18 protein-coding genes and 2 tRNA genes are annotated in these 18,427 nt (G+C 68.2%); 14 read left to right on the top strand and 6 right to left on the bottom strand.

Features of this window, described 5'->3' with window-relative positions; all coding sequences use genetic code 11:
- The first annotated feature begins 3 nt into the window (after positions 1 to 3).
- The 4 genes from ACFYRU_RS06035 to ACFYRU_RS06020 are packed head-to-tail and all read left to right on the top strand — an operon-like array spanning position 4 to position 4,913.
- Positions 4 to 2,010, top strand: coding sequence for an FAD/NAD(P)-binding protein (locus tag ACFYRU_RS06035; protein WP_387653467.1), 2,007 nt, complete (start codon positions 4 to 6; stop codon positions 2,008 to 2,010).
- A complete protein-coding gene (locus ACFYRU_RS06030) occupies positions 2,000 to 3,100 on the top strand; it encodes an LLM class flavin-dependent oxidoreductase (RefSeq protein WP_387653465.1) in 1,101 nt (366 codons plus the stop codon). The genes ACFYRU_RS06035 and ACFYRU_RS06030 overlap by 11 nt, the downstream gene beginning before the upstream one ends.
- Positions 3,097 to 3,873: a DUF1684 domain-containing protein gene (locus ACFYRU_RS06025; RefSeq protein ID WP_387653462.1), complete on the top strand. Its 777-nt coding sequence runs from the start codon at positions 3,097 to 3,099 to the stop codon at positions 3,871 to 3,873. Before ACFYRU_RS06030 ends, ACFYRU_RS06025 begins: the two co-directional genes overlap by 4 nt.
- Complete coding sequence (locus tag ACFYRU_RS06020; RefSeq protein WP_387653459.1) at positions 3,870 to 4,913, top strand: LLM class flavin-dependent oxidoreductase; 1,044 nt, start codon at positions 3,870 to 3,872, stop codon at positions 4,911 to 4,913. Before ACFYRU_RS06025 ends, ACFYRU_RS06020 begins: the two co-directional genes overlap by 4 nt.
- On the opposite strand, the gene ACFYRU_RS06015 is transcribed toward ACFYRU_RS06020, so the two are convergent.
- Positions 4,910 to 5,542: a DUF899 family protein gene (locus ACFYRU_RS06015; RefSeq protein WP_387653457.1), complete on the bottom strand. Its 633-nt coding sequence runs from the start codon at positions 5,540 to 5,542 to the stop codon at positions 4,910 to 4,912. The two genes, ACFYRU_RS06020 and ACFYRU_RS06015, sit on opposite strands and share 4 nt — an antisense overlap.
- A 192-nt stretch (positions 5,543 to 5,734) precedes the next feature.
- Here ACFYRU_RS06015 and ACFYRU_RS06010 point away from each other — a divergent pair.
- From ACFYRU_RS06010 to rpmG, 3 genes are all read left to right on the top strand, one after another.
- Positions 5,735 to 5,807 (top strand) — tRNA-Thr (locus ACFYRU_RS06010).
- A 44-nt stretch (positions 5,808 to 5,851) separates the two neighbouring features.
- A tRNA-Met gene (locus tag ACFYRU_RS06005) sits at positions 5,852 to 5,925 on the top strand.
- A 64-nt stretch (positions 5,926 to 5,989) separates the two neighbouring features.
- Positions 5,990 to 6,157, top strand: a complete 168-nt coding sequence (rpmG, locus tag ACFYRU_RS06000; RefSeq protein ID WP_130384703.1) for a 50S ribosomal protein L33 — start codon at positions 5,990 to 5,992, stop codon at positions 6,155 to 6,157.
- Between the two features lie 157 nt (positions 6,158 to 6,314).
- Here rpmG and ACFYRU_RS05995 read toward each other — a convergent pair whose 3' ends face one another.
- Entirely contained in the window at positions 6,315 to 7,061 is a 747-nt protein-coding gene (locus tag ACFYRU_RS05995) for a hypothetical protein (protein ID WP_387653454.1), read from the bottom strand.
- A gap of 71 nt (positions 7,062 to 7,132) precedes the next feature.
- Here ACFYRU_RS05995 and ACFYRU_RS05990 point away from each other — a divergent pair, with 71 nt between their 5' ends.
- The 6 genes from ACFYRU_RS05990 (at position 7,133) to ACFYRU_RS05965 (ending at position 13,645) form a co-directional block, all read left to right on the top strand.
- Positions 7,133 to 7,555 (top strand): MaoC family dehydratase N-terminal domain-containing protein, encoded by a 423-nt coding sequence (locus ACFYRU_RS05990; RefSeq protein ID WP_387653451.1) that lies wholly within the window; start codon positions 7,133 to 7,135, stop codon positions 7,553 to 7,555.
- Positions 7,552 to 7,953, top strand: coding sequence for a MaoC family dehydratase (locus ACFYRU_RS05985; protein ID WP_387653449.1), 402 nt, complete (start codon positions 7,552 to 7,554; stop codon positions 7,951 to 7,953). The genes ACFYRU_RS05990 and ACFYRU_RS05985 overlap by 4 nt, the downstream gene beginning before the upstream one ends.
- Entirely contained in the window at positions 7,950 to 8,975 is a 1,026-nt protein-coding gene (locus tag ACFYRU_RS05980; RefSeq protein WP_387653446.1) for a UDP-N-acetylmuramate dehydrogenase, read from the top strand. Before ACFYRU_RS05985 ends, ACFYRU_RS05980 begins: the two co-directional genes overlap by 4 nt.
- A gap of 131 nt (positions 8,976 to 9,106) precedes the next feature.
- Positions 9,107 to 9,982 (top strand): MurR/RpiR family transcriptional regulator, encoded by an 876-nt coding sequence (locus ACFYRU_RS05975; protein WP_387653444.1) that lies wholly within the window; start codon positions 9,107 to 9,109, stop codon positions 9,980 to 9,982.
- Positions 9,983 to 9,992: 10 nt separating this feature from the next.
- Positions 9,993 to 12,203, top strand: coding sequence for an FAD-dependent oxidoreductase (locus ACFYRU_RS05970; RefSeq protein ID WP_387653441.1), 2,211 nt, complete (start codon positions 9,993 to 9,995; stop codon positions 12,201 to 12,203).
- Positions 12,204 to 12,832: 629 nt separating this feature from the next.
- Positions 12,833 to 13,645: a helix-turn-helix domain-containing protein gene (locus ACFYRU_RS05965; RefSeq protein WP_387653439.1), complete on the top strand. Its 813-nt coding sequence runs from the start codon at positions 12,833 to 12,835 to the stop codon at positions 13,643 to 13,645.
- On the opposite strand, the gene ACFYRU_RS05960 is transcribed toward ACFYRU_RS05965, so the two are convergent.
- Genes ACFYRU_RS05960 through ACFYRU_RS05950 form a run of 3 tightly spaced genes read right to left on the bottom strand, consistent with a single transcriptional unit; the run spans position 13,639 to position 16,252 of the window.
- On the bottom strand, positions 13,639 to 14,283 hold the full coding sequence (locus ACFYRU_RS05960; protein WP_387653437.1) for a hypothetical protein: 645 nt from the start codon (positions 14,281 to 14,283) through the stop codon (positions 13,639 to 13,641). The genes ACFYRU_RS05965 and ACFYRU_RS05960 overlap by 7 nt on opposite strands.
- Complete coding sequence (locus ACFYRU_RS05955; protein WP_387653434.1) at positions 14,283 to 14,924, bottom strand: 2'-5' RNA ligase family protein; 642 nt, start codon at positions 14,922 to 14,924, stop codon at positions 14,283 to 14,285. The genes ACFYRU_RS05960 and ACFYRU_RS05955 overlap by 1 nt, the downstream gene beginning before the upstream one ends.
- Positions 14,921 to 16,252, bottom strand: a complete 1,332-nt coding sequence (locus ACFYRU_RS05950; RefSeq protein WP_387653431.1) for a hypothetical protein — start codon at positions 16,250 to 16,252, stop codon at positions 14,921 to 14,923. The genes ACFYRU_RS05955 and ACFYRU_RS05950 overlap by 4 nt, the downstream gene beginning before the upstream one ends.
- Positions 16,253 to 16,481: 229 nt before the next feature.
- Here ACFYRU_RS05950 and ACFYRU_RS05945 point away from each other — a divergent pair, with 229 nt between their 5' ends.
- Entirely contained in the window at positions 16,482 to 16,988 is a 507-nt protein-coding gene (locus ACFYRU_RS05945) for a hypothetical protein (protein WP_387653428.1), read from the top strand.
- Here the strand turns inward: ACFYRU_RS05945 and ACFYRU_RS05940 are convergent.
- Positions 16,981 to 18,351 carry a TrpB-like pyridoxal phosphate-dependent enzyme gene (locus ACFYRU_RS05940; RefSeq protein ID WP_387653425.1) on the bottom strand — a complete coding sequence of 457 codons (1,371 nt, stop codon included), beginning with the start codon at positions 18,349 to 18,351 and terminating at the stop codon, positions 16,981 to 16,983. The two genes, ACFYRU_RS05945 and ACFYRU_RS05940, sit on opposite strands and share 8 nt — an antisense overlap.
- Positions 18,352 to 18,427 lie beyond the last annotated feature (76 nt).

Here is an 18,427-nt window from a genome sequence, read left to right as displayed (position 1 = left end):
GCCATGACCGTTTCTGCAAAGCGCCCGTGGCAGGAGCAGCCGGCGACCCTCGTGTTCGTGGGTGGCGGACCGCGGACGGTCGGACTGCTGGAGCGGTTCGCGGCGAGCGCGGACGAGTTGCTCGGCGGTCGGGACGTACACATCCATGTCGTCGATCCGTACCCGGCCGGCGGCGGCCGGATCTGGCGACGGGAGCAGTCCCGGCTGCTGTGGATGAACTCGATGACGTCGGACGTCACGATCTTCACCGACGACTCGGTCGACTGCGTTGGGCCGATCGTGCCCGGGCCGGATCTCGCCACCTGGGTGGCCGGTGAGGGCGCGGTGATCCTCGAGCAAGCCGGGCTCGAACCGCCCGGGCCGATGGACTTCCCACCGCGGCTGGTGCAGGCGGAGTACCTGGCGTGGGCGTGGGAGCGTGTCGTCCGCGATCTCCCCGCGACCGTCACCACCCACCGCGAACGGGCCGTCGAGCTCACCGCGGACCGACGGGTGGTGCTCGAGTCCGGGTTGGAGATCGCGGCCGACGCGGTGGTGCTTGCCCTCGGCTACCTGGATCGGTTGCCGACGGCATCGGAATCGGCGTGGGCGGCACAGGCGGCGGACGCGGGTCTCACCTATCTTCCGCCCGGGTACACCGCGGATGTCGACATCGACGGGTTGTGGCCGCAGGCGCCGGTGATCGTGCGGGGGTTCGGGCAGGCGTTCGTCGACCTGATGGTGTTGCTCACCGAGGGGCGCGGTGGGTGGTACGACGAATGCGACGGGCTGCTCACGTACCGGCCGTCCGGCGACGAGCCTGTTCTGTACGTGGGGTCGCGCCGCGGGGTTCCGTACCACTCGAAGCTGGGCTACACCGTGGCGGGAACCAAGCCTGTGCCCACGCGTTACCTCACCGCTGAAGCTTTGGGGGACGGGCCGCTCGACTTCGACCGCGACGTACTGCCGCTGATCGAGAAGGAGCTTGCGTACGCGCACTACAAACAACTGTTCACCGCCCACCCCGAACGCGTCCGCATGCCGTGGGAAGAGTTTGCGAAGGCTCTGGACGACTGGACGCCCGCGATGGCCCAGGACTGTGTGCAAGGCGGTTTCGATCCGGGGCGCTCAACTGGTGGTGGGGCTGGCGGCGCCGAGGGTTGGGCGGCGGTTGTTGCTTCGGCTGTGCCTGATCCGGGGGACACGGCAGATGGTTGGGCGGCGGTTGTTGCTTCTGCTGTGCCTGATTCGGGGGATCGGTTTGTGCGGCGGGAGGTGGATCGGCCGTTGGACGGGTTGGTGTTTGCGGGGCGGGCGGAGTTCGAGCGGTATCTGGTGGAGTTGATCGAAGGGGATCTGTTGCGGCGGGCGGATCCGTCGTACTCGGCTGATCTGGCGGTGTTCAACGCTTTGCTCAGCATCTACAGCGTGTTGTCGCGGGCGATCACGGACGGGCAATTGTCGGACGAGGATCGGGTACGGAAGGTGGAGAGCGAGTGGCACGGGTTCTTCTCGTTCGTGGCCAGTGGACCTCCGCCGCGGCGGCTGGAGGAGTTGCTCGCGTTGCACCGCGCCGGCATCGTCCGGTTCGCCGGTCCTGACCTGGAAGTTGCCATCGACAACGACCGGTTCGTTGCCCGGAGCCCCGGTGTGGCAGGGGAGATCACCGCCCGGGCGTTCGTCGAGGCGCGGCTGCCGCGACCCGACGTACTGGCTGCCTCCGATCCGTTGCTCCGCGGTCTCCTCGACTCCGGTGCGCTCGCCGCGGACGAGCTGTTCGCGTCGGACGGCACCAGCCTCGGCGGCGGGCAGCTCAAGGCCGACTCCCGGTGCCGCGCGATCCGCGCCGACGGCTCGGTCCAGGAAGACCTGTTCCTGCTCGGCCCGTCGGTGTCCGGCTCGGCGGGCTCGTCCGGGTTCTCCCGCCCGCACTTCAACGGTCCCGGCTTCCGGCAGAACGACGCCGTCGCCCGGGACCTGCTCAAGCTGCTCGCCCCCACCGTACGGAAGGAAGAACGTCATGCCAGTTGAGTTCCTCGGCATCGCCGGGACCAACCCGGCCAGCGAGGTGACGCCGCGAACCGGCGGCCCGCTGGACCTGGAGTACACCTCCAAGCTCGCGCGCGCCCACGAGGACAACGGATGGGACCGGATCCTGTTCGCGTACCACTCCGGCTCGCCGGACCCGGCGCAGGTCGCGGCGTACGTCGCCGGCCGCACCGAGCGGATCAACCTGGTCGTCGCCCATCGGCCGAACGTCGCGTACCCGACGCTGACCGCGAAAACGTTCGCCACCCTCGACCACCTCAGCAACGGCCGGTTCGAGGTGCACGTGATCACCGGCGGCTCGACCGCGGACCAGGCCGCCGAGGGCGACTTCCTGGCCAAGGACGACCGGTACGGGCGGACCCGCGAGTTCATCCAGATCCTCAAGCAGGCGTGGACCTCGGACGAGCGGTTCGACTTCGACGGAGAGCACTACCGGTTCCAGCAGTTCCTGGCCGACATCAAGCCGCTGCAGCAGCCGCGGCCACGGATCTCGTTCGGTGGCTCGTCGCCGGCGGCGTACGAGGTCGGCGCGGCGGAGGCGGACATCTTCGCCCTCTGGGGCGAACCGCTCGCCGGGACCCGCGAGCAGCTGGCAACGATCGACGCCGCGGCCGCCGCGGCCGGGCGCGCGGACCGGCCGACGATCCAGATCGCGTTCCGGCCGATCATCGCGGCGACCGAGGAACTCGCCTGGGAGAAGGCAGAGAACGTTCTCAGCCGGATCAAGGACGCGCAGGCAGGCGGAGTTCCGGCGAGCACCCGGCTGCGTTCGAAGACGCCGGAGAACGCCGGCTCGCAGCGGTTGCTGAAGGCGGTCGCGGCCGGGGACCGGCACGACCGTGCGCTGTGGACCGCGCCGACCGGCCTGACCGGCGGTGGCGGAAACTCCACCGCGCTGGTTGGAACGCCGGAAACGGTTGCCGCCGCGCTGCTCGACTACTACGACTTGGGTATCCGGATCTTCTCCGCCCGCGGTTACGACATCTACGACGACGCGATCGACTTCGGCCGGCACGTCATCCCGCTGGTCCGCTCCGAGGTTGCTCACCGCGAACAAAGGAAAGCGTCATGACTGTCGTTTCAGATCTGGAGCAGGACTGGCACACCTGGCACGCGGCGCGCGAACGGGATCTCGACACCGACTACGGCTGGCTGTCGATCGTCGCGTTCGACTGGCTCCCGTCGACGCCCGCGGCGATCGACGGATTGCCGGGGAAATGGTGGGCGGCCGGCCAGGCGTACGCCGCCGCCTCGGGCGAACTCACCCTGGCGGGCGAACCGGTGCACGGAACGGTTTCCGCGACCGTTCCGGAAGCCGGATCGCTCAGCTGGCTCCAGTACGGCGACCGCCTGGCGGAACTCGTCCTCCGCGGCGGCCGGTACGCGGTCCGGCAGCGGGATCCGCGCGCGGCCACCCGGCGCGGCTTCAGCGGCGTACCGACGTACCAGCTGGACGACGCGTGGATCGTGACCGGGTACTTCAGCCCGTACCCGAAGGCGCAGCGGGTCGAGGTGTCGACGGCCCGCGACGACCTCCGGCAGAACGTCACCGCGGTCGGCACGGTGCACGTCGCGCTCGGCGGTACGGCGTACGAGCTGGTGGCGACCGCCGCGGGCGACAGCCGGCTCAACGTGTCGTTCCACGACAAGACGAACGGCGAGGAGACCGCGCCGTGGCGGTTCGTCACGACTGGGCCGGTGCAGCCCGACGGGTCGGTGCGGATCGACTTCAACCGGACGATCAACCTGCCGTTCGCGTTCACGGCGTACGGCACCTGCCCGGCGCCCGTGCCCGGTAATCGCCTCCTTCTTCCGGTGACGGCCGGCGAGAAGAGGGTGCGGTGAAGTTCTGTACCTACACGCTGATCGACAACTCGCCCGACCCGGTCAGCGGCGTACAGCTCTCACCGGCCGAACGGTTCCAGCATGTTGTCCGGCAGGCGCAGTGGGCCGAGGAGTTGGGGTTCGACGCGTACGGCGTGGGTGAGCGGCACGCGCAGCGCTTCATCTCCTCGTCGCCGCCCGTCGTGCTGTCCTACATCGCCGCGGTCACCTCGCGGATCCGCCTGCTGACCACGGTCACCGTACTGTCGTTGCTCGATCCGGTACGGGTCGCCGAGGACTACGCGACGCTCGACCAGCTGTCGGGTGGGCGGCTCGACATCATCATCGGGAAGGGCAACGATCCGGACCAGAACGCGTTGTTCGGGTACGACCTCGACGGGCAGTGGGACCGCAACCGGGAGAAGTACGAGCTGTTGCGGCGGTTGCTCCGCGAGACCGGTGTCTCGTGGTCGGGCACCTACCGGCCGCCGCTCACCGACGCGACCACGCAGCCGCGGCCGTACCGCCCGGACGGCATTCCGCTGTGGCACGGCTCGGCGTCGTCCACGGAGTCGACCGAGCTGGCGGCTCGCTGGGGTGATCCGTTGTTCTCCGCCAACGGGTTCCATCCGCTCGCGAAGTACGCCGGGCTGATCCAGCACTACCGGGAACGCTGGGAGGCGTACGGCCGGGACCCGGCGGACGCGGTGGTCGGCGCCGGGTTCAACGGGCTGTACGTGAAGAAGACGTCGCAGCAGGCGATCGACGGGTACCGGCCGATCTTCGACGCCTTCATGGATTCACCCGGGGCCAGGCACAACCAGTTGCCGTTCCGGACGCTGGAGGAGTTCCTCGAGGGCGGGTCGGTACTGGTCGGGTCGCCGGAACAGGTGATCGACAAGTTCGGGCGGTACCACGAAGCGTTCCGGCACGAGCTCTCCGGGATTTCCTTGGAGGTCGCCGGGCTCCCGGAGGAGGAGAACCGGGAGTCCGTCGAGACCTTCGTCACCGAGGTGATGCCAGTACTGCGGTCGTCCTATTCGAGCCGCGTCTGGTCCTAGCCGTACGTCGGCTCCTGCGGCCAGCCTTCGGGGGAGTCCTCCCAGTCCTCCTGGCGGCCGTACGGGGCCAGGTCGGAGACGACCGTGCTGAACAGGAGGCGGTCGACGCCGCGCTGACCGGTCGAGTACGTCCGGTACACGGTGTCGCCGTCGCGGAAGAACATGTTCAGCAGGAACCCACCGCCCGCGCCGCAGTCCGCGGAGAACGTCGTACCGGCCGAGGACGCGAACGGGATGTCCGACCAGCCCATCTGCTTCCAGTACCCGGCCATCTGCTCGAGCGGCATGTCGGAAACCGTTGCCCAGGCGATTCCGTTGCGGGCCAGGCCGGCCAGGTTCGTGACGTTCTTGGTGAAGTACGTGCAGCCGCCGCAGAACGCGTCCGGCCCGGCGTTCATGAACTGGTAGAGCGCGAGCTGCTGCTGGTCGCCGAAGAGCTCGCGCAGCGTCACCGGACCGTCCGGCGCGGCGAACGTGTACTCATCGAACTCCACCATCGGCAGCCGGCGCCGCTGCGCGGCCAACCGGTCCTCGACGCGGGTCGCCGCCTTCTCGGCCGCCAGCAGTTCGGCCCGTGCCTTCTCCCACTCGGCAGCCGACACGATCGGTGGCTGTGCCTTCGCGGACATCTGGTGCTCCTCTCGTAGGTTCTGTGGGTATGACGAACCTGCCGGGCGCTCCTCGACATCGGATCCGGAAAATGGTCAGGAGCACTGCTGCCGACCCGGTATGATTTCCGGGACGGACTGAGGGGCCTGCAAGGCGCTCCTGACTCGATTTCACATCGGGCCGGGAGACCGTGTAATCTCTCTCCTCGGCCCGCCCCTTTAGCTCAGTCGGCAGAGCGTCTCCATGGTAAGGAGAAGGTCTACGGTTCGATTCCGTAAAGGGGCTCGGAGAACGGCATCCCACCTTCGGGTGGGATGCTTGTCTCACCCGGCGGGGTAGCTCAGGTGGTTAGAGCACACGGCTCATAATCGTGGTGTCGCGGGTTCGACTCCCGCCCCCGCTACCGAATCAGTACTTTCGAGAGTGCGATCACCCAAGTTGCGTACTCATGACATGAAGAGGTAGCAGTGGCCAAGTCGACCGACATCCGCCCGAAGATCACGCTCGCGTGCACGGTGTGCAAGGAGCGGAACTACATCACCAAGAAGAACCGGCGCAACGACCCGGACCGTCTTGAGCTGAAGAAGTACTGCCACCGCTGCAACGACCACACCGACCACCGCGAGACCCGCTGACCCCAAGGTCCCTGCCAAGCCGCTCCGGCTCTCCGGAGCGGCTTTGTGCTGTGCTCGGGGAAGAGCGGGGTTGGGGGTCTGCCACCGCGAGACCCGCTGACTTCACAGGTCTCCTGCCAAGCCGCTCCGGTTTTCCGGAGCGGCTTTTGGTGTGTTTTCAGACGGTGAGGATGGGGCGGCCGGCTTCGTAGGCGGTGAGACGCTGGTCACGTGGGGTGAGGCAGCAGGAGCCGCAGAGCGAGCCTTGGCCTGCCTCGCTCGTGTAGTACAGGCAGCAGGTGTTCCGCAGGTAGACGAGCTTCCCGGCGGCCACCTCGACGTCGCCCAGCCGCGCCAGTCCGCCCGGTGCCTTCGCGACGAACGTCCGCCACCGCTCCAGCAGGAACCCCGGCTCGACCGTCACCTCCTCACGCGTCGCAGCGCAGAACCCCATCGCGCAACCCGCCGCCACCCCGCCGTACACCTGCCGCAAACCGGCCCGCGTCCGCCGGTGCAGTTCCTCGGACAACGGAAGCAGGTGCTGGCGCAGTACGACCTCGTACAGCGTCTCCAACCCGCCCGGAAGGAACTCGGCCGACCGGATCGCGACAGAGGCGATCCCGTGCCCGTCGTGCGGGCGTACCCACAGGTTCTGCGGCCGGATGTCGAGCACATGACCCTCCAGCGCCCATAGCAGCAGCGCCGCGGCAGGCGCCCGCCCGGCGTAGAACGACATCATGCTGAGCGCGTTCGCATGCGCCGTACGGTGGCAGCTCGCCTCGTCGTCGCGCTTGAGCAACTCGGTCAGCTCCGGCCCGCCCGGCTCCAGCAGCCGGTCCACCCGCAACCATTCGGAGCCCTCCGGCTCGCCGATCTCCACCCGGTACCGAGGCGCGTACTCCGCCAGCGCCGCCACAGCCGTCACGTTCAACCTTCCGTCCGGAAAACGTGGGCGGCGGAAACCCGCGCCATAGTCTGCCAGTAAGGTTTCCGGATATGACGATCGACGCCACGATGGTCGGCCGGAGCTATGCGGCCGCCGAGTCCTACCAGGTCGGCCGGGAGAAGATCCGGGAGTTCGCCGACGCGATCGGCGACGGTAACCCGGCGTACCGGGGTGACGACGCGATCGCGCCGCCGACGTTCGCGTTCATGCTCGGCAGCCGCGCGCTCGAGCAGCTGCTGAACGACGAGGAGCTCGGCCTGCGGCTGGACCGGATCGTGCACGGCGCGCAGAAGTTCAGCTACACCCGCCCGATCAAGGCCGGTGACGACATCGCCGCGACCGCCACCATCACCACCGTCCGCAAGGCCGGTGACGTCGAGGTGATCATGTACGAGACCGCCCTGACCACCGTCGACGGCGAGCCGATCGCCACGTCGACGTCCACCATCTCGCACAACCGGGCGGAAGCATGATCGAGGTTGGTGCCGAGCTGCCGCCGCTGACCGTCACGCTGCGGCGCGAGGACCTGGTCCGGTACGCCGGGGCCAGCGGGGACTTCAACCCGATCCACTGGAACGACCGGATGGCGGCCGCGCTCGGGCTGCCCGGCGTGATCGCGCACGGGATGCTCACGATGGCGTCGGCGGTGCGGGTCGTGACGGACTGGATCGAGGACCCGGCCGACCTGGTCGAGTACGGCGTACGGTTCACGAAGCCGGTCGTCGTACCGGACGACGACAAGGGCGCGACAGTCACGTTCTCGGCGAGGGTGGACAAGGTCACCGACGGCCTCGCCGAGATCGACATCACCGCGCTGGCCGGCGAGGAGAAGGTGCTCGGGCGCGCCAGGGCGGTCGTGCGGGTCCGGTGAACACTCATGTGTCGCTGGCCGACTACACCACGCTGCGCATCGGCGGGCCGGCCGACAAGTTCGTCGAGGTCACGACCGAAGCGGACCTGATCGCCGCGGTCCGGGACGCGGACGCCGCCGGGGAACCGGTACTGCTGCTGTCCGGCGGGAGCAACGTCGTGATCGGCGACGACGGGTTCCGCGGGACCGTCGTGAAGGTCGCGACGACCGGGATCGCGGTCGACCAGGACATGTGCTCCGGCGCGATGGTCCGGGTCGCGGCCGGCGAGGACTGGGACGGGTTCGTCCAGCGCGCGATCGCGGAGGAGTGGAGCGGGCTCGAGTCGATGTCCGGCATCCCCGGGCTGGCAGGGTCGACCCCGGTGCAGAACGTCGGCGCGTACGGGCACGAGGTCGCGGAGACGATCGCGTCCGTACGGGTCTGGGACCGTTCCGAGAACGCTGTCCGTACCGTCTTCGCCGCGGACTGCGGGTTCTCGTACCGGAACTCCCGCTTCAAGGCGGATCCGTCGCGGTACGTCGTACTCGAGGTCACCTTCCAGTTGAAGCTCGGCGACCTGTCGGCACCGGTCGGGTACGCCGAGCTGGCCCGGGTGCTCGACGTCGAACCGGACTCCCGCGCGCCGATGACCGAGGTCCGCGACGCCGTCCTCGGCCTGCGCCGCAGCAAGGGCATGGTGCTGGACCCCGCCGACCACGACACGTGGAGCGCGGGCTCGTTCTTCACCAACCCCATCCTCGACACCCCCGCCGAGGTCCCGGCCGGCGCACCGCAGTGGCCGCAGCCGGACGGCCGCGTGAAGACCAGCGCCGCCTGGCTGATCGAACACGCCGGCGTCTCCAAGGGCTTCACCATCGGCAACGCAGCCGTCTCCACCAAACACACCCTGGCCCTCACCAACCGAGGCAACGCAACCGCCAAGGAACTCCTGACCCTGGCCACCCACGTCCGCACCCAGGTCCAGCAGTCCTTCAACATCACCCTCACCAACGAACCAGTCCTGGTGAACTGCTCCCTCTGACCCAGTATCAAAGAACGGGCCGCGTCGGCCCCGGTACGTGTTCAGATGCGTTGAAAAAGTTTTGCAGCTGAGGTTCACGAAGGTTGTCGTAGGCGATAATCTTTTGCGCAACTGGTCGGAAGTGGGTTGCGATGGAGAGAGCCGGTAGTCCGAGTCCGTTGGAGTTGGTCAAGCGGGCGTTGCCCGAGCTGAATGGGGCGATGCAGCGGGTCGCGGAGTGCATCCTCGCGCAGCCGGACGAGGTCGCGCGCGGCTCGATCACCAAGCTTGCCGAGACCGCGCAGACCTCGGCCGCGACCGTGACCCGGTTGTCGACCCACCTCGGGTACGCCGGGTACCCGGCGCTGCGGGCCGCGCTGGCGATGGAGGTCGGCCGCGGCCTGGAGGCCGGTTGGACGAGCGACATCGGATCGGCGATCGGCCCGGCGGACCCGCCGGAGCAGGTGCTGAACGTGCTCGCGTCGACGCAGGCGAACGCTTTGCGGAACGCGTTGTCCGCCATCGACCTCGGCGCCGCGACCCGGGTCGCGGACGCGATCGCCGGCGCTCGCCGTACCCACATCTACGGTGAGTGGGGCGACGCGGTCCCGGCCCGCGAGCTGTACATCCGGTTGCTCCGGATCGGGATTCCGGTGTGGTTCTTCGACGGACCGCAGTCGTCGCAGATCGGCGCCGGTCTGCTCGGCGCGGGCGACGTCGCGCTGACGGTGACCCGGTCCGGCACCGATCCGACCACGCTGGACTACCTCAAGCGGGCCCGCGCGGAGGGTGCGCTCACGGTCGCGATCACCGGAATGCCCGGCGCGCCGATCGGCCGGGTCGCCGACGTGACGCTCGACACCGGTACGCCGAACGGCGCGAACTGGACGGAGTTCTTCGCCGGCCGCGCGAGCGACGTACTGACGGCCGGGCTGCTGTTCGTGCTGGTCGCCCAGCGGGTGCCCGACCACCTGACCGCACATCTCCCGGACGGGCCGGGTCAGCCCGTCGTACAGCCTGATACCTAGAGGGGTTTGCATGCAGCAGCTCGAGGTCCGGTCCGATCTGACCGTCGTCGGCGGCGGGCTCGCCGGGATCTGCGCGGCGATCGGCGCCGCGCGGCAGGGGAGCACGGTCGCGCTGGTACAGAACCGGCCGGTGCTCGGCGGAAACTCGTCCAGCGAGGTACGCGTGTGGGTGTGCGGCGCGACCGCGCACGGCGTCCAGAGCTTCGCCCGCGAGACCGGCATCATGGGCGAGCTGTTCGTCGAGAACCAGTACCGCAATCCGCTCGGAAACCCGTACTACTGGGATCTCGTGCTGCTGGAGGCGGTCCGCGCGGAACCGCGGATCACGCTCTACCTGAACACCGACGTACGTTCGGTCGAGGCCGAGGACTCCGAGATCCGGTCGGTGACGGGCTGGCAGCAGGGGTCGGAGAAGGAGATCCGGTTCGTCAGCCCGGTGTACGTCGACTGCTCGGGTGACGGGCTGGTCGGGCTGCTCGCCGGCGCCGAGTACCGCACCGGGCGGGAGCCGCGATCGGAGTACGGCGAGTTGTGGGCTCCCGACGTACCGGACTCGAACACGCTCGGCAGCACGATCCTGTTCTACTCCAAGGACGCCGGCGAGCCGGTGCGGTTCGTACCGCCGTCGTTCGCTCGCGATGTCACGCAGACCTCGATCCCGGAACGGCGAGTGATCCGGAGTGACCAGAACGGCTGCGCGTTCTGGTGGATCGAGTGGGGTGGTGAACTGGATGTCGTCGACGACAACGAGGCGATCCGGGACGAGCTGCAGGCCGTGGTCTACGGGATCTGGGACTACATCAAGAACAGCGGCAACTTCGACGCGGACAACCTGACCCTGGAGTGGATCGGTTCCGTGCCCGGGAAACGTGAGTACCGGCGTTTCCTCGGCGATCACGTGCTGACCCAGCACGACGTCCTCGAACAGACCGAGTTCGACGACCGGGTCGCGTTCGGCGGCTGGTCGATCGACCTGCACCCGCCGGGAGGCGTGTACGCGTCGGAGAGCGGTTCGAAGCATTGGTTCTCGGACGGCGTCTACCACCTCCCGTTGCGTTCGTTGTACTCACGGAACGTACGGAACCTGTGGTTCGCCGGGCGGAACATCAGCGCGAGCCACGTCGCATTCGGGACGACCCGGGTGATGGCGACCTGCGCAGTACTCGGCGAAGCGGCCGGCATCGGCGCATCCGTTGCGCTACGCAACGGATTGACGCCACGCGAACTGGCCCACGACAACTTCGGACTGATGCGGAACGCGCTGACCCGCGCCGACGCGTCAGTCCTCGGCGTCCCCGACGACGACCCGGCGAACCTCGCGCTGTCCGCCACCGCGACCGCGTCGTCGACGTTGACCCGACCCGCCCTCGAGGTCTCGTCCGGAACGTTGCCGCTGACAACGGATATCGGGATGGTGATCCCGGTGGATCCGGCCCTCGACGGCTTCGAACTACTCGTCGACTCGAACGGCGGCACGCTGACCGTCGAGCTCCACGACCCGGTCAAACCGCAGAACTATCTCCCCGCGAAACTCGTGGATTCCTGTGCGGTCGTAGTACCTGCTGGAGAGAAACGCTGGATCAACGTCCCGCTCGCCTGGCAGCCGGAAAGCCCAGCGAACGCTTTCGTAATCCTGCGGAAAACCCCGGGGATTTCAGTCCACACCGCAGCGACTGCGCTCTCCGGCATCGTGCACTTCGCCCACCGCGAACCGACTGCGGACGAGCAATGGACCAAACAGTTCCGCGCCTGGAAACACATCCTGCCTCGCAACGGCCTGTGCATCCGCTTGGGTGAGACCGCGGCATACGCCCCCGACAAGGTCGTCGGCGGCTACTCCCGCCCCTACGGAGGACCCAACCTGTGGTCCTCCGAAGACCTCGCCTGGGACCCCAACCCGTGGCTGCAACTCACCTGGCCCGAACCGATCGAGCTCTCAGAGATCGTGGTGATCCTCGATGCCGATGTCCAGGAAGACCTGATCAACCTCCACCACCACCGCACCCCCTTCGAATCCCTACCCACCCTGATCGCCGACTACGACCTACAACTCCGCAACGGCAACGCCCCCTGGCAGACGATCGCCCAGGTAACCGACAACCACCACCGCACCCAACACCACCACCTGCAAACCCCCACCCAAACCACCCACCTCCGCCTAACCCCCCACCGCACCAACAGCACCCCCCAAGCCCACGTGGTGTCGATCCGCGCGTACTAGTACCAGGTGAGTGTGACGTAGATCTCATGCCCAGGTTTTCCTGTGTCTTTTGGTGCAGGTGTCAGCCGGGGCTTGTGGGGACGGCGCCTGGGTACTTGTCGCAGGTCATTGCGGGCACGGAGCTCTCGCGTGCACCAAACATTCGCCGATCGCGCACCACGCCGACCGTGCAGAGCGTGACCCACCCGTTGTACTGCAGGGACAGTGTGGGACAAGACGGCCGGAGTTTCCCCAGCTCAGACGTATCGTTTGCACCAGTCAGTGCACCAAACTCGCCGAAATATGCACCACGAAATCGGCCCTGTTGGCTTTACTTCGCATCACCTGCTGAGTAATTTCCGTCGCATTGCGCACTCGCGATGAGTGTGTCGACTGATTTGGAAGGCAAGAAGAAATGTCAAGAGGTGTTCAGGCGACCCGGCGCAAGCTGCATTGGTGCCGCAGCCTGATCGTGGTGGTTCTGGCCATTCGCGTGGCTTTGTTCCTGGCTGTCATCGCCATCGGCGGGTGGCTGTATCGGGGTGACGCGGCTACAGCCGTGACCGATCGGTTCCTGGCCGTCCTGGTGACAGCTACAGCGGTGGCCGTGGTCAGACTGACCCGTGTCACTCCGATTCCGGCGGAGTGAGATGTCCGTCGCCGACGTCGATCCGACCGTTGAGACACCCAACTATCCGATGAAGTTCGCCCAACTGTTGACCACCTTCCGGGGTCGTACGGGGATGACTGTCCGCGAGCTGGCGGCGCTGGTGGGCTACTCGCACAGCCAGATTGTGCGGGCCGAGCAAGGAGTTCGAGTGCCGACCTGGCCGGTGGCCAGCACGTACCTGGCTGCGTGCGGGGTTGGTCACCAGGCCATGACCGGCTGGCGAATCCTCTGGGAGGTCGCGCGGAGCGCGCAGACCGAGCTTCGGAGGTATCCGGGACTGACCGCAGAGAGCATCCCGTTCTGGGCGAAGGCCGGCCGCGACTGGCGCGCCGGCCAGACCGCCTCGTCCGGCCCGGATCCTTTGCATGAGCTGCTGCGCGACATGGCTCATTGGGAGGAGTTCGGAGCCGCGATCAGAGTACTGGCGGAGCGGTCCGGGCTGGTCTCGATTCGGGATATCGCGCTGCGCTGTGGAGTCCCGAAGTCCACGATGCATCGCTGGCTGATCGGCACTCGCCGGCCGAGCAACATGCAACTCGAGAAGCTCGTGGCGGCGCTGGGGGCGACGCCGACCGTCCGGGCCGAGTTCGCCGAGGCGTTCCGGCGCGTGACCGAGTCGTGTTGTGGTGAGCCACATCCGCAGAGCGGGCTGGCCTGCGTGCGCGACGATCGGCATCGTGGTTGGCACAGCACGGCCATGGGCGTCCGTTGGCTTGATGACGGTTCGGTGCCTGCCGAGCTCACCGTCGCTGAGCGGTACTTCGACACGAAGCTCGACCGAGCTGCTCAGTAGCGCCATTCGAATTCGTTTTCCTGCATCCATCGGGTCAGTGGTTCGCCTGCATTCCGGGATGACGCCGCGCCGGTCAGGAGATCTGAGAGGACCTGGCTCGGCGCGGCCAGGCGGAGGCCGTCGGTGGTTTTTCGAGCGCGGATATAGACGACGTCTGCCGCGGGCTCGGCCAGGACTATCGACTTCGTTTTCGCCGGCACGAGTTCCCAGGTTGTTGCCGCCAGTTGAGCATCAGGCGTGTAGATCACTGTCGGGCCGTTCGGCGTCTGCGGCGCCCATCGTTGAGCTGCGTGGGTACCGCTCAGCGCATACCGAACCGATGTGCCGGGGATCCGGTCCAGCAGTCCCTGGACTCCGCGCTTGCTGCGCCAATAGGTCGTACGGACTTCCGTGCTGAAGCGAGAGTCCTGGTTCCAGCGATAGAGCAAGTCCAGCCAGTCGGGGACTGCGACGACGCCGGGGGCTTCGCGTCGGACGAGGGTGTCCTGTTCTAGGCGGTTGATGACGCGGCGGACCAGTGGGGCGGGGATGCCGGTTGTGGTTACGAGGTCGTGGGTTGTCCAGAGGCTGCGGAAGTCCAGGAGGGCGCGGATGACCAGGGCGGCGGTGCTGCCGGCGTACGGCGTGGAGGTGGTCATCAGCCTGCGCCGCCGCGTGGTGCCTGGATGCCCAGTGGCACGGTGGCGTACGTGGTCCATTCGTACTGTTTGTGGTCGCGGGTGAGCTGGATCAGGGCGACCTCGGTCAGTTCGGTTGCCGCGACGCCGCCGCTCAGCGCGTTCACCCGGCGCCGGAGTGGTTCTGCCTGCGCGTCCTGGTTCCAGTAGCCCAGGGAGATGTGCGGATCGAGCTCGGGCAGCGCGGGGACGGAGTCCCGGCCCCAGACGTCTATGACCGCGCCGCGGAGCTGGGCGCGGAGGCGGCGCATCCGCTCGACCGGCGTCACGGGGAGCTGCAGACTCTCGACGTCGACGACCGGGGCGCCGATCCGGATCTCGAACGGCCGGAAATGCTCGAGCCGGCGCCGGGTCGCGTCGATGATCTCCTCGAGATCCGCCTCCGGGACCTTGTCCGTGAAGCCGACGCCCTGCACGGTCAGATGCAGCCACTGGGCGGGAACCGGGGTGACGCCGGGAAGCAGGTCGACGAGTTGCTCGTACGCCTTGTGCACCGCGAGCACAGTCGCGTCCTGCGGGAAGACGACGTGCCACGTGTAGAACGATCGCCCTGGCCGCCAGTTGGGGCGCCAGTACCAATGATCGCGAACTTCGTTGATCACGGCTGGTCCTCTCTCGTGGATCGTGCAGGGGGCCGCGAGGAACGGGCGGCCTGCGTGAAATCGGCGATGCGGTCCCGCAACGTACGAGCCTTCGAGCTCCGTCCGTAGGGCGCGGTGAGGGCCGCGACCTCTGTGAGGCGGTGGATCAGGGGGCGAACGCGGTACTCGAGCTGGGTTGCCAGGACCGGCTCGACCGCTTCGAGGGCGCCGTCGAGCTCGCCGAGGAGCAGGCGTGCCTTCGCCTGCTGCAGGCGGGCCATCCGCTCGGAGCCGACGTTCCGGATCGCGTACGGCGCGGCTTCGAACTGGTCCACGCTGTGATCCGCGTGCGCTGCGGTACATCGCGCGTCGCCCAACGCCAGCTGGGTGTCGGCCCAGAACCCTTCGGCGCGTTCCGGGGTGCAGACGAAGATGCCGCCTGGTTCGGAGGCCGCCTGGTGCACGGTCAGTTCGCCGGCGACCTGGAGGAGTTCGAGGGCCTTGTCGGTCCGGCCGGCTCGGGCGAAGTCGGCCGAGCCCGCGCTCGCGAGGAACAGCCGGGACGTACCGGAGGCGTACCGCAGTCCGTCCTCGGCGTACTCGGCGGCGCGGGCGAAGTCGTCCTGCCAGAACGCGGCGGTGTGCTGGGTGGCGCGGATCCAGCCCCGCAGTACGTCGTGATCGGCCGCGTCGGCGCACGCCCAGGCGGTCCGGGTGTGACCCTCGGCGATGTCGGGGCGGCCCAGGTCGACCGACATCCAGGCGAGCAGCGTGATCGCCCAGCCGGCCGCCGAGTACAGGTCGCGGGACTGCCCGGGAGACTGGTTGCCGGCCAGCAGCGCGAACGCACGGTCCCGGATCGCGCGGCTCTTCTCGAACAGGTGCCTGGTCGGCGTCCGGAGATAGGAGCGGGCGATCCGCTCGATGTCGGCCTGCAGTTGCTCTACGGTGAGCTCGCCGACGTTCGACTCCTCGGCGATCGACAGCAGCGCGATGGACTCGTCGCCGGCCTTGATCAGGTCGTCCTCGTGGCCGACCATCGACGGCGGCTCGGCGTCCGGCTCGACCGGTGCGCCGCCCGACGGCGGGAAGAACCCCAGTTCGTTGTCGGAGGCAACCTTGAGGATGTGGCGCAGGCCGGAGCGGTACGCGGCGCCGGGCCAGCGGACGGCGCCGCGTTCGAGCTTCGCGACGTAGTGACCGTCGAGCTCGTACTTGATCTCGGTCGTCTCCCACAGCCAGGTGCAGATGAGATCCGCGAGCTCGGCCCGGGACATGTGTTCACCCGGCGCCCGGCGCGACGGAGTGCGCTCGCGTGCCGTGCGCAGCTGATCGTTGGGCCCTGACATGGCGGTAATTGTAGGGCGCCGAACACCCTCTGCGACGAAGAATTGGGGACCTGTGGACGATCTGCCCCGCAATGCCCCGAGATGCCCCGAATCCCTGCGGAAAAAGGGGTTTCGGGGTGGTGGGGATCGGGGTTCGGACGGGTTTCGGAGGACGGAGAGTGCTTGCTGAGCGTGATCAGGGCGGGGCATCCCGGGGCAGATAGGGGCAGCCCCTCGTTACAGTGGGGGCGTGCCGGAGGAAGCCGTGACGACGCTGCATGCCGAGCTGGATCGGTTCGGGCGGGCGGAGGAAGGGTTCGCGCTGCTCGAGGTCTTCCTCGAGGTCGCGCGCCCGCGGTTGGGGGCGGTGGTACTGGATCCGGTCGGATTGCGGTTGCCGGCGGAGCTCACCGACGACCGCGCGCTCGTGCAGGACCTGATCGACGAGCTCGAGCAGGAACCGGTCGGCAGGGGGCGGGTGGTCGAGCGCGGGTACGACATGGACGACGAGCAGGCGCGGTGGGACTACGTGCGGCTGGCATACAGCTCGAACCAGGCGACGGTGTGGAGCCGGCGCCAGCGCACGACGTACTTCGAGGTGGCCGCCTGGGAGAAGGCGACGTACTGGCTTCCGGACAGCTTGAAGGCCGAGTACTTCGATGCCTTGAGCGGCCGCGGCTGGGCCATCCCGGAGGACTGGCTGACCGCGGTCGCCAAGCGGCCGAAGCCGTGGTGGAAGCGCGGCGGGTTCAGCTGAGGGCGGGTAGGCGGGCCAGGGCTGCGGCTACGGCGGACTGGATGTCGGCGTCCTCCCAGGTGCGGTCGACGATGGAGTTGGACAGGTAGGCGTCGTACGCGGCGAGGTCGAGGTGGCCGTGGCCGCAGAGGGCGGTGAGGATGACCTTCTCCTCGCCGGACTCCTTGCAGCGCAGGGCTTCCTCGACGGCAGCGGCGATGGCGTGGGTCGGCTCGGGGGCCGGGACGATTCCTTCCGTACGGGCGAACTGGACGCCGGCGGCGAAGCATTCCGACTGCGGCTTGGCGACGGCCTCGATCTCGCCGGTCTCGTACAGGTGGCTGATCAGCGGGCTCATGCCGTGGTACCGCAGGCCGCCGGCGTGGATCGGGTCCGGAACGAAGTCGTGGCCGAGGGTGTGCATCTTCATCAACGGCGTCATCCCGATCGTGTCGCCGAAGTCGTACGCGTAGGTGCCCTGGGTCAGCGACGGGCAGGCGGCCGGCTCGACCGCGCGCACCACCGGGGACATCCGGCCGGCCCACTTCTCCCGCAGGAAGGGAAACGCCAGGCCGCCGAAGTTCGACCCGCCGCCGGTGCAGCCGACGATCAGGTCCGGGGTCTCGCCGGCCATCGCGAGCTGGATCAGCGCCTCCTCGCCGATCACGGTCTGGTGCAGCAGCACGTGGTTGAGCACCGAGCCGAGCGCGTAGTGCACGTCGGGATCCTGGACCGCGGCCTCGACCGCCTCACTGATCGCGATGCCGAGCGACCCGGTGGAGTCCGGGTTCTCGGCGAGGATCTTGCGGCCGGCCTCGGTCAGCTCCGACGGGCTCGGGTGCACGGTCGCGCCGAAGACCTGCATCATCGTCCGCCGGTACGGCTTCTGGTCGTACGAGGCGCGTACCTGCCAGACTTCGCAGTCCAGCCCGAACTGTGCGCAGGCGAACGCGAGCGCCGTGCCCCACTGACCCGCGCCGGTCTCAGTGGTGAGTTTCCGGACGCCGGACTTGGCGTTGTAGAAGGCCTGCGGGACCGCGGTGTTCGGCTTGTGTGAGCCGGCCGGTGAGACTCCTTCGTACTTGTAGTAGATGCGCGCCGGCGTATCGAGCGCCTTCTCCAGCCGGTGCGCCCGGTACAGCGGGCTGGGGCGCCACAGCCGGTAGACGTCGAGCACCTCGCCCGGAATGTCGACGTACTGCTCCTGCGAAACCTCCTGCAGGATCAGGTCCATCGGGAACAACGGCGCCAGATCCTCCGGCCCGATCGGCTGCCCCGTCCCCGGATGCAACACCGGCGGCGGTGGCGTCGGCAGATCGTGGAGCACGTTGTACCACCGGGTCGGCAGCTCGTCCTCTGGCAGCAGGATCTTCGTCGGCGTCATGACGCAAAGTTATGCCCGCACCCACGCCCCCACAATGACCCGAACCGGAACTCCACCGGCACTTATCCGGACCTCG

The organism is Kribbella sp. NPDC004536, from assembly GCF_042873835.1.
In the GTDB taxonomy this organism is placed as follows: domain Bacteria; phylum Actinomycetota; class Actinomycetes; order Propionibacteriales; family Kribbellaceae; genus Kribbella.
The sequence above is the reverse complement of the archived record's forward strand: the minus strand, read 5'-3'. Positions and strand labels throughout refer to the sequence as shown.